Origin of the sequence: Curtobacterium sp. MCBD17_034 (genome assembly GCF_003234515.1) — a bacterium.
In the GTDB taxonomy this organism is placed as follows: domain Bacteria; phylum Actinomycetota; class Actinomycetes; order Actinomycetales; family Microbacteriaceae; genus Curtobacterium.
In genome coordinates, this window is record NZ_QKTN01000003.1 from 137,072 (window position 1) to 150,778 (window position 13,707).

Below are 13,707 nucleotides of genomic sequence, written 5' to 3' on the forward strand. Positions count from 1 at the left end.
TGGGGAGTAGCAAGGCCACGACGCCGGAGGCGCACGGACGGAGGGTCGACATGGATGAACACGACCTGCTCGCGCGGTGCTGGGCACCCGCGGTCGCGGACGCGCGCTCCGGGACGGACGCGCTCGGCGCGCTCCCCGTCGCCGAGCGCATCCGTGCGGTCGCCCGGGCCGGGTTCTCCGGCATCGGGTTGGGACTCGAGGACCTCCACGAGACGCGCGTCACGATCGGCCTGGAGGCACTGCGCCGGGTCCTCGACGACGTCGGCCTGGTCTGGGTCCAGCTCGGGACGCTCGAGGACTGGTGGACCACGGGGGACCGACGCGCCGTGAGCGACCTGGACCGGATGGTCGTGTTCGAGGCGGCGGCCGCGCTCGGGGCGGCGCAGATCGTCGTCGCCGCGGACACGACGACGCCCATGACCTCCCCCACCACGATGGCCGACGACTGGCTCGCCCTCGCCGCACAGGCGGAGCAGGTCGGGGCGCAGGTCGTGCTGTCGGCAGCCCCGACGTCGAACCTCGGCACCACGGAACGTGCGGCGCGGTTCGTCCAGCAGGCGGGGCACCCGAACGGTGGCCTCGTGCTCGACATCGCCCACGCCGTCGCCGGCGGCTCCACCGTCGCGTCCCTCCGCGCCGCCATCGACCCCGCGTTCCTGTTCGCCGTCGAGCTCTCGGACGCCGCCGGCCCCGATTCGGTGTCGACACGGGCCGGAGACCGACGCGCGCTCCCCGGCGGCGGCCTGGGAGACCTCCCCGCGTTCGTGCACGTCGCCCGCGAGCTCGGCCACGGTGAGCCCTGGGGCGTCGAGGTCCGGACCGCGGTGACCGACGGCATGTCCGCGGCGGACGCCCTGCGTACGGCGGCCGCGGCGAGCCGGGCGGTCCTCGACGCGGCCGACGCGATCGGGGCGCCCGCCGCGCCACCGATGCCCTCGTCGTCCGCGCCCGCCTCGGCGGTGGACGCCGACCTGCCGTACACACCGATCTGACGCGGGCGCGCTCGTCCGACGCGCCCGAGCGCGCCGACACGGGCACGGCCGTGTCGGCCCGCGTAGCGTCGACGGGGATCCAGACCGACGATCAGGAGGCCCACATGAGCGACGACCAGCACCCCGCCGAGCAGGCCGACGAGCGCCCGCTGCAGCGGAGCCAGGACGCCATCGACGACGCGAAGCACTTCGTCGCCGAACGGCTGGAGCCCACCGAGGACGACCAGACCGGCGACGACTCGGGACTGCCGGTGACCGGTGGCGGTGCCGCTGCGGAGGAACCCGCGCCCGGCGCCTGACCCGTCAGGACTCGCGGACCACGTCCCCGGGGTCCTTGTCCGTCCGCCATCCCCGCCACGAGGGCTGCCGCAGCCGGTCGCCGTTCGTCCACTCCGCGAACTCGACCTCGCCGACCCGGACGGGATCGACCCATCGCGCATCCCGGGCGTCCGCCCGGGGCACGTCGGCGAAGGGCGGGTCGGCCCGGGCCAGGGGGCCGAGGACCGCCTCGATCTCGTCGAGGTCGCGGTCCCGGAACCCGGTGCCCACCTTGCCGACGTAGCGCAGGCGGTCCCCGTCGGGGATCCCGAGGAGGAGCGAGCCCACCCCGCCCGCGCGGCGTCCGGTGCCGGGCTTCCAACCGCCGACCACGACCTCCTGCGTGGCGTGGTGCTTGATCTTCACCCAGGCATCGGAGCGGCGGCCGGTCGAGTAGCGGGAGTCGCGTCGCTTGGCGACCACGCCCTCCAGGCCGCGGCGACGGCTCTCGTCCATGGCGTCGTCGAGCGTTCCGTCGGCGGCCGGGGGGACGTCGATCGGGCCCCCGGGTTCGACGACGGTGGCCAGTGCCTCCCGGCGGTGGTCGTACGGAACGCGCGTCAGGTCGTGCCCGTCCGCCTCGAGCACGTCGAACACCTCGAACCGCACCGGGGTGGTGCGCATCCCGTGCTCGACGTCCCGGGCGCGCGACAGCCCCATGCGGTTCTGGAGGTCGCTGAAGTCCGGACGGCCACGGTCGTCCAGTGCGACGATCTCGCCGTCGAGGACCGCGTCGACCCCGACCTGGTCGGCGAGGGCACGGAGTTCGGGGTACTGGCTCGTCAGGTCGTTCCCGTTCCGGCTGGTCAGGCGGACGTGTCCGTCGCGGACCTCGGCGATCGCACGGATGCCGTCCCACTTCATCTCGAAGGCCCACCGGTCCGGCGTGAGCGCGCCCGGGGTCTTCGCCGGGCTCGCGAGCATCGGACGGAACCGCTCGGTCGCGTCGGTGTCCGCTGGCGGCGCCGTCGCCGCGGGCGGTCGGGAGGACCGGGGGGACTCCGGCGCGGACGTCGCCCCCACCGCGGCGTCGCCGTGGTCGAGCCCCTCGGGCTGCTGCTTCGTCCGGTGGATCAGCCAGTTCCGTTCGTCCCCGCCGCGCCCGCGGGTGTGCAGGAGCGCGAGTCGGCGGGTCCCGCGGCCGACGCCGTGCAGGGTGACGATGACCTCCTGGCCCTCGCGCCACTTCTCGAGCTCGTACGTGCCGTGGTCCCAGATGGTGACGCTGCCGCCGCCGTACTCGCCCTTCGGGATCGTGCCCTCGAAGCCCCCGTACTCGAGCGGGTGGTCCTCGGTCTGCACGGCCAGGTGGTTCTGGCCCGGGTCCTCGGGCTCGCCCTTCGGCAGGGACCAGCTGACGAGCACGCCGTCGTGCTCGAGTCGGAAGTCGTAGTGGAGCCGGCTCGCGTGGTGTTCCTGGATGACGAACGTCGGCCGACCGTCGGTGCGGACGGTCGGGGCGCCCTGCGGCACGGGCTCCGGCGTCCGGGAGGCGTCGCGCATCGAGCGGTAGGTGGCGAGGCGGTCCGGTGCCGCGCCTCCCGGCTGCTCGGTCCGGTGTGCGCGGTTCGGCTCGTCCTCCTTGAACGAGCCGTCCGGGTTCCGGTTGCTCTCCCAGTGACCGTGGTCGGGCCTCCCGACCGCGAGCGCGGCGGCGGCGACCGGGTGCAGGGGGTCGCCGATGGTGTGGAGGCGCTCGACGACCTCGGCCATCGTCAGGTGCCGGAGGTCGGGGTCGTCGAGCTCGTCCCAGGTGCGGGGCGCGGCCACCGTCGGCTGGGCGCGGCCACGGAGCGAGTACGGGGCGATGGTGGTCTTGTTGCCGTTGTTCTGCGACCAGTCGACGAACACCTTGCCGTTGCGGGCGGCGCGGGACATCTGCGACAGCACGAGGTCCGGCATGTCCTGTTCGAGTGCGCGGGCGAGTTCGTGCGCCACCTCACTGACCTGCGCGGACGTCGACGAGCCGTCGAGCGCCGCGTACAGGTGGATCCCCTTGCTGCCGCTCGTGACGGGCATCGGTTCGAGGCCGGCACCGTGCAGGAGCTCCCGGGCCGCGTGCGCCACCTCGACGCATTCGCGGAGGCCCACACCCTCGCCCGGGTCGAGGTCGAGGACCAGCCGGTCCGGGCGCATGGGCGTGCCATCGGCGTCGAATCGCCACTGCGGCACGTGGAGTTCGAGGGCGGCCTGCTGGGCGACCCAGGTCAGGGTCGCGACGTCGTCGAGCAGCGGGTACTCGATGTCGTGGTCCTTGTGGTGGACGACCCGGTGGCGGATCCAGTCCGGGGCGCTGTCAGGCAGGTTCTTCTCGAAGAACACGGAGCCCTCGACGCCGTTCGCCCAGCGCTTCCGGGTCAGCGGGCGGTCCTTCGCGTGCGGGATCATCCACGGCGCCACCTCGACGTAGTAGGCGATGACGTCGCCCTTCGTCGTCCCCGTCTCCGGGTAGAGCACCTTGTCCAGGTTCGTCAGCGTGATGCGGCGGTCGCCGACCGTGATCGTCCGGCCGCGCGTCGTCGTCCCGGCCATCGCTACAGCGCCATGCCCGTCGCCCCCGCGATCGTCAGCGTCGACCCGGACGTGTAGCTCGACTCGGGGCCGGCCAGGTGCACGTACGCCGCTCCGAGCTCGACCGGTTGGCCCGGCCGCCCGAACGGTGTGCCCTCGCCGTAGTGCTCGATCTCGGCGCTGTCGTACGACGCGGGCTGCAACGGTGTCCAGATCGGCCCGGGGACGATGCAGTTCGCGCGGATGCCCTTGCTCGCGAGCTGACCGGCGAGGCCGTTCGTGAAGGTGATGATGCCGGCCTTGGTCATGCCGTAGTCGAGGAGCCGGGTCTGCGGCTGGTACGCCGCGACGGAGGCGGTGGTGACGATGGTCGAGCCGGGGGCCATGTGTGGGACCGCGGCTCGGCAGAGCCAGAACATGGCGTAGAGGTTCACCTTGACCGTCAGGTCGAAGTCCTCGGTGCTCGTCGTCGTGATGTCCTCGTTGACCTTCTGGTGGCCGGCCACGAGCACGAGCGAGTCGAGGCCTCCGAGGGTGCTGACCGCCTCGGCCACGATCCGCTCACACGTGGCCTCGTCGGTGAGGTCCCCGGGCAGGATCACCGCCTTCCGGCCGAGGTCGCCGATGACGTCGCGGACCTCCTCGAGGTCCTCCTGCTCCTCGGGCAGCGCGTTCAGGGCGACGTCCGCGCCCTCCTTCGCCATCGCGATCGCCGCGGCCCGGCCGATGCCCGAGTCGGCACCGGTCACGAGCACTCGGTAGCCCGGCATCCGGCCGGTGCCGACGTAGCTGGTCTCGCCGTGGTCCGGCTTCGGGTCCATCGCGTTCGTGCCGCCCGGGAGCTCCTGCGACTGCGGCGGGTACGGGGGCTGGGGGAACTGTGTCCGGGGGTCCTGCTTGTCGAGCTGGCTCATGCGGCCATCGAACACGCCGGATGTGGTCGCTGCTCGGAGCCTCCGGCGCGATCGGTCGCACGACGGGGAGCGGGTGGCGCTCCGGCGTGTGCAGGACCGGTGGGGAGAGGGCGCGCCCCGAGTACGGTCGTGTCCATGCCAGAGCGTTCCGAGTACGGCGACGATCCCATGCAGTACGGCGTGTTCCACGTCGCCGAGGCCCCGGCACGCGGGACGGTCATCCTGATCCACGGCGGCTTCTGGCGGGGCACCCCGGACTACTTCGACGGACCCGCCCCGCTCGCCGAGGCGCTCGTGGGTCGGGGCTGGAACGTGTGGCGGATCGAGTACCGGCAGCTGCCGAACGGTGGCGGCTGGCCGGGCACGCTCGACGACACCGCGGCCGCGATCGAGCACCTCGTCGTCGTCGCCGCGTCACTGGCCGTCGACCCGGGACCGGTCCTGACGGTCGGCCACAGCGCGGGCGGTCACCTCGCGGTGTGGGCGCTGTCCCGCCCGGACGCCGTGCTGCCGCTCGAGGGCGCCGTCAGCCTGGCCGGTGCGCTCGACCTGCGGCTCGGCGAAGCGGACCGCATCGGCGGCGGCGCGGTGGTGGACTTCCTCGGCGGCACATCCGCGGCCCACCCCGACCGGTACGCGGCGGCCGACCCGGCGACGCGGGTCGTCCCGGACCTGCCGGTCCGCATCGTCCACGGCGACCGCGATGACGTCGTCCCCATGAACCAGTCCGACGCGTACGTCGCCGCGGCGCGAGCGGCCGGACAGGACGCCTCGGTCCGCGTGGTCCCCGGTGACCACATGGACGTCATCGACCCCGCGCACCCGGCCTTCGCCGCGCTGCTGGCGGTGCTCGAGGAGATCCGCGCGGCAGCCTGACGCGGGCGGAGCGACCCGGTTCCTCACCAGAGAGGTCTCTGCGGCAGCTGTCCACACCGCGGTGGAATGTGATGTGTCGGAATCGGCAACGGCCGCAGATAGCCTGGTGCCGAAACCCCAGAAGGACCGCGACGTGCCCGGTTCCTCCGGGAGCACGGGCGGGTGCCGCCGGGATGGCGCCGAGCGGAGGAGGAGGAACGACATGACGATCGCAGCGCATCCGGTCCGTGTCCTGCGGGCCATCGCTCGGCCCGACGGGGCGTGGTGGACCGTGGAACTCCCGGAGTTGACGTCGCCGAGCCCGCTGGGAGGCGAGCCGATCATCGCGCTGGGCCAGGTGGAGCGGGACGGCGACGTCGCGGCCGCAGCGCTCGACATCGCCGCCGTCTGGCTCAACGTCGACGAGTCGACGCTTGAGGTGCGCGTGGAGTTCGGCCGCCCGCTGACGGGCGACTGACCCTCGCGTCCGGTCAACGCTCCCTGCGGGCGACGTCGGCGCCACGGGGGAGCGTCACGAACCCGAGCGCCATCGCGAGCACGTACACGCCGGCCTGGACCTCGAGCAACGGCATCGTGCCGACGACGGCCTGGAGCGCTCCAGCCGCGAGCAGGCCGACGCCCTGCCCGACCGCGACGCCGAGACCGAGCGCGGCGAACACGGCAGGCCGTGCCGCGGCCGACGCCCCCAGCTGCAGCAGGCTCGTGAGCCCGGACCCCATGACGACCCCCGGAGCACCGACCAGGGCGAAGAGCACGACGTACAGCCAGAGCGCGTGCGTCGCGAACGACGCGTTCCAGGCGACGACGGTGAGTCCGGCGAACCCGACGAGTCCGAGCAGTGCGATCCGACGGACGCGGACCCGACCGGCGATCGCGGCGAGCACGAGGCCCGCGCCGATCGCACCGACCGCCTGGACACCCCGGAGCAGGCCGACGTCGGCGTCCGAGCCGCCGAGCCGGTCGCGCACGAAGAACACGAAGAGGACGACGAACATCCCCTGGGCGATGGATGCGGTCGTGACGACGGCGAGTGCGCCGCGCGTGGCGGGGTCGCGGAATGCGCGGAGGAGGCCCTGCGGACGACGCCGGGACGCGGACGACGTCGGGACGCGGACCGCCGCCTCCGCCGCACCGGCCGCCTCCGCCGCGCCGGCCGCCTCCGCCGCGCCGGCCGCCTCCGCCGCGCCGGGCGCCTCCGCCGCGCCGGCCGCACCTGCCGCGCGGACGGCGTGGTCCGTCGGCGCCGCTGCCGGCCCGGGTCGCGGGAGCCCCGCCAGCACGACGGCCGACACGACGTACGTGGCGAGGTCCACGCCCGCCACGAGCGGCAGGTCCCCGACGACGAGGAGCACGCCGCCGAGCGGCCCGCCGACCAGCCGGCCGACGTCCTGGTTCAGCCCGACGAGCGCGTTGGCGGACACCACGCGGTCGGGACCGACGAGCGTCGGGAGCAGTGTGTTCTTCGCGGGCTCGAACACCGCACTGCACACCGCCTGCAGCACGATCACCGCGCACACGACGGTCAGCGCCGTGCCGGCCGGCAGGCCCTTCCCACCCACCAGGAGCAGCGGCACCAGCCCGCAGGCCTGGACGACGTTCACGGTCACCATCAGCCGCCGGGGATCGGTCCGGGCGAGGATCCGTGGCACCACCGGTGCCAGGAGGATCGGTGGGAGCAGTTCGAGGAGGAACGCGACGGACGTCGTCAGCGCCGAGCCGCTCAGCCGGAGGACGACGAGCGGCAGCGCGATGAACAGGAGCCAGTCTCCGCCGTCGGACACGACGCCCGCGGTCCACAGGCGTCGGAACGCGGGGACCGCGAGCGCGGAGCCGGCGAGGCGGCCTGGTGCCGGGCCTCCCGATCGGGGCGCGGTGCGGGTGGTCATGCGGCGGGGCCGGACCGTGCGGCGGCTGGGTCGAAGCCGGGCCGCGGGAAGGCGGTGAGTGTCAGGTGGACGTGCGCGGCGTCGTCGGGCGCGACGTCGCGGATCGGCGCGATGTACGGGCGCACGATCGCGTCGATCCTGGCGACGACGTCGGCGAGTTCGTCGGGGGTGATCCGGAGTCCGTACTGGGCGTGCACGTCCGCGGACCGCCAGACCTCGGGGAGCGTGTCCCGGGTGCGGAGGTGCTCGCGCGCCAGCTGGTGGTCGAGCTGGAGCGCCGCGGCGAGCATCGCGTCGAGGCCGACACGGTCGGCGGGGTCGGTGTCGTCGTTCGTGAACCCGGTGATCGTCGCGCGCCAGGGGCGGGTCCGGCCGTCGGTGGCGTGCGCAGGCTCGACGAGTCCGTGCGCGGCGAGGACGCGGAGGTGGTAGCTGCAGTTCGAGGGCGAGTCCCCGACCGCACGAGCGCACTCCGAGGCGGTCGCGGGTCCGGCGGACATGAGGTAGGCGAGGACGTCGAGGCGCACGGGGTGAGCGAGTGCGTCGAGGACGGCGGGGTCGCTGATGTCCGGGCGGTGTTCCGCCCTCGGGGTCCGGTCGGCCTGCTCGTGCTCGTCCACGTGTGCTCCGTTCTGGTCTGAAAGAGTCTTTCGGATCGTACGGTCCATCTCGCTGATCTGCAAGGGCCTTTCAGATCCCCTCCCGCTGGTGGTCCGCGGAGAACCGGTGCGCCCTGACCCGAGCACGGGCATCATGGCCCCATGAGGTCGATCTGGAAGGGCTCCATCGCGTTCGGGCTGGTCAACGTGCCGATCAAGGTCTACGCGGCGACGGAGACCCACGACATCGCGCTGCACCAGGTCCACGACGAGGACAACGGCCGCATCCGGTACAAGCGCGTGTGCGAGCTCGGTCACGACGTCGACTACGAGCACATCCAGCGCGCCTACGACGACGGCGACAAGACGGTCGTGCTCACCGCGGACGACCTGAAGACGCTGCCCGAGGAGCAGTCCCACGAGATCGAGGTGCTCGAGTTCGTGCCGAGCGACCAGGTGGACCCGATCTCGTACGAGAAGTCCTACTACCTCGAGCCGGACTCGCGGTCGCCCAAGGCGTACGTCCTGCTCCGCGAGACCCTCGACCGCACCGACCGGACCGCCATCGTGCAGTTCACGCTCCGGCAGAAGACCCGGCTCGGTGCCCTTCGGGTGCACGACGACGTCCTCGTCCTGCAGGGGCTGCTCTGGGGGGACGAGGTCCGCGCAGCCGACTTCAAGGCCCTCGACACGGACGTCAAGGTCTCGGCGAACGAGCTGAAGATGTCGTCGTCACTCGTCGACAGCATGTCCACCGACTACGACCCGAGCAAGTACACCGACGAGTACCAGGAGCAACTGCAGCAGCTCATCGACGCGAAGCTCGAAGCGGGCGACGACGTCGACACCGCCGCGACCTTCGGTGAGCAGCCGGACGAGGACGAGGGCGACGGCGGTGACGTCATCGACCTCATGGCGGCGTTGCGCGCGTCGGTCGACCGGAACCGCGCCTCCCGGTCGAGCCGGCGTGGTCGATCGGCCGATGACGACGCGGCGGACGACGACGCGGCCGAGGACGACCCCGAGCCGCGGCGCAAGGCACCGGCCGGGAAGGCGGCCTCGAAGGCGTCGTCGAAGACGTCCGCCGCGAAGGCGTCGCCGAAGACGTCCGCCGCGAAGGCGTCGTCGTCGACCGCGGGTGCGAAGGGCGAGAAGAAGGCCCCTGCCGCTCGGTCCCGCTCGAAGAAGGCCAGCTGAGCGGTCCTTCACCCGACCGTCCCTCGCCCGAGGTCGGGCGGCAGCGCTCCGCGCGTACGTTCGGCGGCGCTGGTCCGAGCGTCTGCTCGACAGCTCGACGGAACGAGGAGACCGAGATGTTGCTGGACGGAACGACGATCGTGGTCACGGGTGGCAACAGCGGGATCGGCGAGCAGATCTGCCTCGCCGCGGCCGCCGAGGGGGCCAACATCGTCATCGACTACGTCGTGCACCCCGAGGCGACGGACGCCCTCATCGCGAAGATCGAGCAGGCCGGTGGCAAGGCCGTCGGCGTCGAGGCGGACATCACGAAGGCCGACGACCTGCACCGCATGGTGCAGACCGCGGTCGACACCTACGGGCGGCTCGACGTGCTCGTGAACAACGCGGGTGTCGAGGACCGCAAGTCCCTGCTCGAGGAGACCGAGGAGGGCTACGACCGCGTCATGGCGATCAACATGAAGAGCGCGTTCTTCGGCTCGCAGGCGGCGGCGAAGCAGTTCGTGGCGCAGGGCGGCGGCGGGCTCATCCTCAACATCTCGAGCGTGCACGAGGACTGGCCGATGCCGGGCAACCTCGCCTACTGCGTCGCCAAGGGCGGCATGCGGATGCTCGCCCGGAGCGGTGGCGTCGAGCTCGGGCCCCACGGCATCCGCATGGTGAACATCGCGCCCGGCGCCGTGGACACGCCGATCAACACCGCGACGACCTCGGACGCCGAGAAGCTCGCGCAACTCGACGCCGCGATCCCGCTCGGTCGCCTCGCCGAGCCGAGGGAGATCGCCGAGGTCGTCGTCTTCCTCGCGTCCGGCAAGGCCGGGTACATGACGAGCACCACCGTCACCGTCGACGGCGGGATCTCGCAGGGCAGCGTCGGGCTCTGACCGCGGGGCTCCGACCGCGGGGCTCTGACCGCGGGGCTCTGACCGCGGGGCTCTGACCGCGGGTCCGCCGCGATCAGCTCCGAGGCACCTCGCCGTCCTCCTGGTCGTCCTGGCGAGTCCGCCGGGCCGCCAGGGGCACACCGATCCAGAGCACCGCGGTCGCGACGAACACGACGACGCCGCCGATCACACCCATCGTGTGTCCCAGGACGACGTCGAACACGAACAGGACCGTGCCGGCGAACAGCAGCGCGCTCATGACGAGACAGGCGATGAGGATCCGGTTGCCGAAGCGCACGAGGTCGTGCTTCTGCCGCTGCCCGAACAGGAGGCGGTGGGTCGAGACCGCGCCCAGCGCCAGGATCGTGATGCCGGCCGCGAGGATGACGAGCACGAGGTAGATCGCGACCTCGCCGTCGTCGAGGATGCTGAAGCGCTGTTGGAACGGCAGCGTGAGCAGGAACCCGGCGAGGATCTGCGTGCCCGTCTGCACGATCCGCAGCTCCTGCTGCATGTCGCGCCAGTTCCGGTCGTACCGCTCCGACCGGGTCTCGTTGCGTGCCCGATCCGCGGCTCCGTCGTCGGTCGTGCTCATGGCCGACCAGGGTAGCCGAGGGGGAGCCCGCACCGGACGCAGCTGTGGGCGGTGCCGACCCGCGGTCAGGACGCGACGCGCGCCGTGACCTCCGCCACCGCCTCCAGGACGTCGTCGACCGTGACCGCCAGGAGGGCCGGGTCGGGCTCCGTCGCGAACACGTCACCCCGGCGGACGCTCGCGTCCGTCAGCACGACGTGCGGACCGGAGGCCGGCGGGCCCCACTCCTCCGGCGGCGCCGGGCCGAACAGCACGACGCTCGCCACGTGGTACGCCGACGCGAGGTGCGCGGCGCCCGTGTCGACGGTCACGACGACGTGCGCGGCGGCGATGACCGCGGCGAACTCCTGCAGGTCGAGCCGGCCCGCCAGCACGGCGGCCGGTGCCAGGCCGGCCCCCTCGGCGACGGCGGTGGCGCGGTCGACGTCGTCCGCGCCTCCCGTCACGACGACGTCGAGTCCCTGGGCCGCGAGCGCACGGGCGACCGCGGCGAACCGCTCGACCGGCCAGTGCCGCGCGCCGTAGAACGCGCCGACGTGCACGACGGCGGCGTCCCGGACCGCGGGCTCGAGGTCCGGGACGCGGATGTCGACCTCGTCCGGGTCGCCCTCGATCCCGAAGGCGCGGACGAGGCGGATCCACCGCTCCCGCTCGTGCATGCCGTCGAGCCAGGGCAGCCCGTCCTCGCCGTGCGCGGCGTGCTTGATGGTGTGCCGGGCCTCCAGGTGCGCGATGATCGCGCGGGACTCCCCGCCGGAGCCGTGCAGGTTCACCGCCACGTCGACGGTGCCGGGCGCGATCGGCATGTCGTGGTCGAGGCCCTGCTGCGCCAGGTGCACGTCGACCCCCGGCAGCAGCTCGACGATCGGGGCGAGCCACGCGGTGGTCGCGAGCGTCATGCGGTGCTCCGGGTAGGCGCGGCGCAGGGCGTGCAGCGCGGGCACGGCGATGAGGATGTCGCCGAGCTTGATCGCGCGGAGCACGACGAGCTCGGGGCGGCCGTCCGACGGCGGCAGGGCGGGGAGTGCGGGCACGGGTCGACGCTACCGGGCGTGACGGGCACCCGCCCGCGCCCCGCCTCGCTCGACGCGCCGGGCACGTGACGGGGACCGGTCGGACCGGGTACGAATCGGTGCATGAGTCTGCGCACGCACCGCCCCCCTCGCGCGGTCCTCTTCGACCGCGACGGCACCCTCGTGGTCGACGTGCCCTACAACACGGACCCGGACCTCGTGGAGCCGGTGCCGGGGGCCCGCCGCGCGGTCCAAGCGCTCCGTGCCGCGGGGGTCGCGGTCGGTGTCGTGACGAACCAGTCGGCGATCGCCCGGGGGACCGCCACGCGCGACCAGGTCGACGCGGTGAACGCCCGGGTGGACGAGCTCATCGGTCCGTTCGACGTGTGGGAGGTCTGCCCGCACGGTCCGGACGACGATTGCGACTGCCGGAAGCCCCGTCCGGGGATGGTCGTCAACGCCGCGGAACGCCTCGGCGTCGCGCCCGAGGAGTGCGTCGTCATCGGTGACATCGGCGCGGACATGGGCGCGGCGCGCAACGCGGGAGCGGCCGGCATCCTCGTTCCCACCGAGGTCACCCGGGCCGAGGAGATCGACGAGGCGGACGTCGCCACGGAGTCGCTCGTCGACGCGGTCGCGCTCGTGCTCCACTCGCTGCGCCACGGCCGCCAGGGTGACCTCGCCGCACGGGCGGAGCGCGCCGGGGCGGAGCGCGCGGCGGCAGAGCGTGCGGCGGCGGAACGCGCCGGGGCGGAGCGCGCGGCGGCGGAACGCGCCGGGACCGGGCGGTGACGCGCCGGGTCCTCGTCGTCCGGCTCGACAGCTTCGGGGACGTCCTCGTCGGCGGACCCGCGGTCCGGGCCGTCGCGGCGGCTCCGGACACCGAGGTGTGGATGCTCTGCGGCCCGCAGGGGGCTCCCGCGGGGCGGCTCCTGCCGGGCGTGGACGAGCTCCGGGTCTGGGCCTGTCCCTGGATCACCGAGACCGACCGGCCGGTCGACGCCGCGATGCTCGCCGAGTTCGACGCGATCGTCCAGGAGGCCCGGCCCGACGAGGCCATCGTCCTCACCTCGTTCCACCAGTCGCCCCTCCCGGTCGCGCTCCTCCTCCGCCTGGCGGGGGTCGCGAGGATCACCGGGGCGTCGGTCGACCACGCGGGGGCACTGCTCGACGTGCGACTCCGGCCCGGCGAGGACTTCCCCGAGGACCAGCCCGAACCCGAGCGTGCGCTGGAGATCGCCCGAGCGGCGGGGTACGCGCTGCCGGACGGGGACGACGGCCGGCTCGCGGTCGTCCACGACCCGGCGGACCTGCCCCCGGAGCTCGACGGGCTCGGACCGTACGTCGTGGTCCACCCCGGCGCGAGCGTCCCGGCGCGGTCGTGGCCGGTCGACCTGCACGCCGCGCTCGTGGAGCGGCTCGCCGCCCTCGGACACACCGTGGTCGTGACCGGCAGCCCGGGCGAGCGTGACCTCACGGCCGCCGCCGCAGGGGCCTCGGGCATCGACCTCGGGGGCCGGACGAGCCCGGCGGCACTGGCGTCGGTGCTCGCAGGCGCCGAGGTCGTCGTCGTCGGGAACACGGGTCCGGCCCACCTCGCCGCGGCCGTCGGGGTCCCGATCGTCAGTCTGTTCTCGCCGGTGGTGCCCGCGGTCCGGTGGGCGCCCTACGGCGTGCCCGTGGAACTGCTCGGCGACCAGCAGGCGCCCTGCCGACTGAGCCGCGCCCGCGAGTGTCCGGTGCCGGGACACCCGTGCCTCCGCTCCGTCGACCCGGAGGCCGTGGTCGCCGCGTGCGCGCGCCTCGCTGGCTGGGAACGGGGCACGTCCGGGGTACAACACTCCTGAGAAGCAGTCCCACCGGGAGGCGAGCAGCAGGAGGAGTGCGTATCGTCCGAATTCCCGGCGTTCCCTCAGCCGGGG

The 13,707-nt window shown here is 73.5% G+C and carries 14 protein-coding genes; 8 read left to right on the forward strand and 6 right to left on the reverse strand.

The features are described 5' to 3' along the window. The first annotated feature begins 50 nt into the window (after positions 1-50). Positions 51-992 carry a sugar phosphate isomerase/epimerase gene (locus DEI92_RS07385; RefSeq protein ID WP_111013003.1) on the forward strand — a complete coding sequence of 314 codons (942 nt, stop codon included), beginning with the start codon at positions 51-53 and terminating at the stop codon, positions 990-992. Positions 993-1,096: 104 nt separating this feature from the next. After that, on the forward strand, positions 1,097-1,291 hold the full coding sequence (locus DEI92_RS07390) for a hypothetical protein (RefSeq protein WP_111010638.1): 195 nt from the start codon (positions 1,097-1,099) through the stop codon (positions 1,289-1,291). A 4-nt stretch (positions 1,292-1,295) separates the two neighbouring features. Here DEI92_RS07390 and DEI92_RS07395 read toward each other — a convergent pair whose 3' ends face one another. Beyond that, the gene (locus DEI92_RS07395; protein ID WP_111013005.1) at positions 1,296-3,842 is read right to left on the reverse strand and encodes an ATP-dependent DNA ligase; all 2,547 of its coding nucleotides are present in this window, start codon (positions 3,840-3,842) and stop codon (positions 1,296-1,298) included. A 2-nt stretch (positions 3,843-3,844) separates the two neighbouring features. Further along, on the reverse strand, positions 3,845-4,735 hold the full coding sequence (locus tag DEI92_RS07400; RefSeq protein WP_111010640.1) for an SDR family oxidoreductase: 891 nt from the start codon (positions 4,733-4,735) through the stop codon (positions 3,845-3,847). Between the two features lie 135 nt (positions 4,736-4,870). Here DEI92_RS07400 and DEI92_RS07405 point away from each other — a divergent pair, with 135 nt between their 5' ends. Both DEI92_RS07405 and DEI92_RS07410 read left to right on the forward strand, forming a co-directional pair. Next, positions 4,871-5,611 carry a S9 family peptidase gene (locus tag DEI92_RS07405; protein WP_111120015.1) on the forward strand — a complete coding sequence of 247 codons (741 nt, stop codon included), beginning with the start codon at positions 4,871-4,873 and terminating at the stop codon, positions 5,609-5,611. Between the two features lie 202 nt (positions 5,612-5,813). Continuing rightward, positions 5,814-6,068 (forward strand): hypothetical protein, encoded by a 255-nt coding sequence (locus DEI92_RS07410; protein ID WP_111013007.1) that lies wholly within the window; start codon positions 5,814-5,816, stop codon positions 6,066-6,068. A gap of 13 nt (positions 6,069-6,081) precedes the next feature. Here DEI92_RS07410 and DEI92_RS07415 read toward each other — a convergent pair whose 3' ends face one another. Continuing rightward, positions 6,082-7,497, reverse strand: coding sequence for an MFS transporter (locus DEI92_RS07415; RefSeq protein ID WP_111013008.1), 1,416 nt, complete (start codon positions 7,495-7,497; stop codon positions 6,082-6,084). Continuing rightward, entirely contained in the window at positions 7,494-8,117 is a 624-nt protein-coding gene (locus DEI92_RS07420) for a helix-turn-helix domain-containing protein (protein ID WP_181434744.1), read from the reverse strand. Before DEI92_RS07420 ends, DEI92_RS07415 begins: the two co-directional genes overlap by 4 nt. Positions 8,118-8,258: 141 nt before the next feature. Here DEI92_RS07420 and DEI92_RS07425 point away from each other — a divergent pair, with 141 nt between their 5' ends. Beyond that, positions 8,259-9,293 (forward strand): Ku protein, encoded by a 1,035-nt coding sequence (locus DEI92_RS07425; RefSeq protein ID WP_111013010.1) that lies wholly within the window; start codon positions 8,259-8,261, stop codon positions 9,291-9,293. A 116-nt stretch (positions 9,294-9,409) separates the two neighbouring features. Then, positions 9,410-10,177: an SDR family NAD(P)-dependent oxidoreductase gene (locus tag DEI92_RS07430; protein WP_111013011.1), complete on the forward strand. Its 768-nt coding sequence runs from the start codon at positions 9,410-9,412 to the stop codon at positions 10,175-10,177. Between the two features lie 73 nt (positions 10,178-10,250). On the opposite strand, the gene DEI92_RS07435 is transcribed toward DEI92_RS07430, so the two are convergent. Next, on the reverse strand, positions 10,251-10,772 hold the full coding sequence (locus tag DEI92_RS07435; RefSeq protein WP_111013012.1) for a DUF6328 family protein: 522 nt from the start codon (positions 10,770-10,772) through the stop codon (positions 10,251-10,253). Between the two features lie 65 nt (positions 10,773-10,837). Then, positions 10,838-11,806 (reverse strand): glycosyltransferase family 9 protein, encoded by a 969-nt coding sequence (locus DEI92_RS07440; protein WP_111013013.1) that lies wholly within the window; start codon positions 11,804-11,806, stop codon positions 10,838-10,840. 102 nt (positions 11,807-11,908) lie between these two features. Between DEI92_RS07440 and DEI92_RS07445 the strand changes: the two genes are divergently transcribed. Beyond that, the gene (locus DEI92_RS07445; protein ID WP_111013014.1) at positions 11,909-12,577 is read left to right on the forward strand and encodes an HAD-IIIA family hydrolase; all 669 of its coding nucleotides are present in this window, start codon (positions 11,909-11,911) and stop codon (positions 12,575-12,577) included. Further along, on the forward strand, positions 12,574-13,632 hold the full coding sequence (locus DEI92_RS07450) for a glycosyltransferase family 9 protein (RefSeq protein ID WP_111013015.1): 1,059 nt from the start codon (positions 12,574-12,576) through the stop codon (positions 13,630-13,632). The genes DEI92_RS07445 and DEI92_RS07450 overlap by 4 nt, the downstream gene beginning before the upstream one ends. Positions 13,633-13,707 lie beyond the last annotated feature (75 nt).

Coding starts and splice junctions, on each gene's coding strand:
- DEI92_RS07390 (WP_111010638.1), top strand. CDS start 1,097: ATGAGCGACGACCAGCACCCCGCCGAGCAGGCCGACGAGCGCCCGCTG.
- DEI92_RS07430 (WP_111013011.1), top strand. CDS start 9,410: ATGTTGCTGGACGGAACGACGATCGTGGTCACGGGTGGCAACAGCGGG.
- DEI92_RS07425 (WP_111013010.1), top strand. CDS start 8,259: ATGAGGTCGATCTGGAAGGGCTCCATCGCGTTCGGGCTGGTCAACGTG.
- DEI92_RS07400 (WP_111010640.1), bottom strand. CDS start 4,735: ATGAGCCAGCTCGACAAGCAGGACCCCCGGACACAGTTCCCCCAGCCC.
- DEI92_RS07385 (WP_111013003.1), top strand. CDS start 51: ATGGATGAACACGACCTGCTCGCGCGGTGCTGGGCACCCGCGGTCGCG.
- DEI92_RS07435 (WP_111013012.1), bottom strand. CDS start 10,772: ATGAGCACGACCGACGACGGAGCCGCGGATCGGGCACGCAACGAGACC.
- DEI92_RS07395 (WP_111013005.1), bottom strand. CDS start 3,842: ATGGCCGGGACGACGACGCGCGGCCGGACGATCACGGTCGGCGACCGC.
- DEI92_RS07410 (WP_111013007.1), top strand. CDS start 5,814: ATGACGATCGCAGCGCATCCGGTCCGTGTCCTGCGGGCCATCGCTCGG.
- DEI92_RS07445 (WP_111013014.1), top strand. CDS start 11,909: ATGAGTCTGCGCACGCACCGCCCCCCTCGCGCGGTCCTCTTCGACCGC.
- DEI92_RS07415 (WP_111013008.1), bottom strand. CDS start 7,497: ATGACCACCCGCACCGCGCCCCGATCGGGAGGCCCGGCACCAGGCCGC.
- DEI92_RS07405 (WP_111120015.1), top strand. CDS start 4,871: ATGCCAGAGCGTTCCGAGTACGGCGACGATCCCATGCAGTACGGCGTG.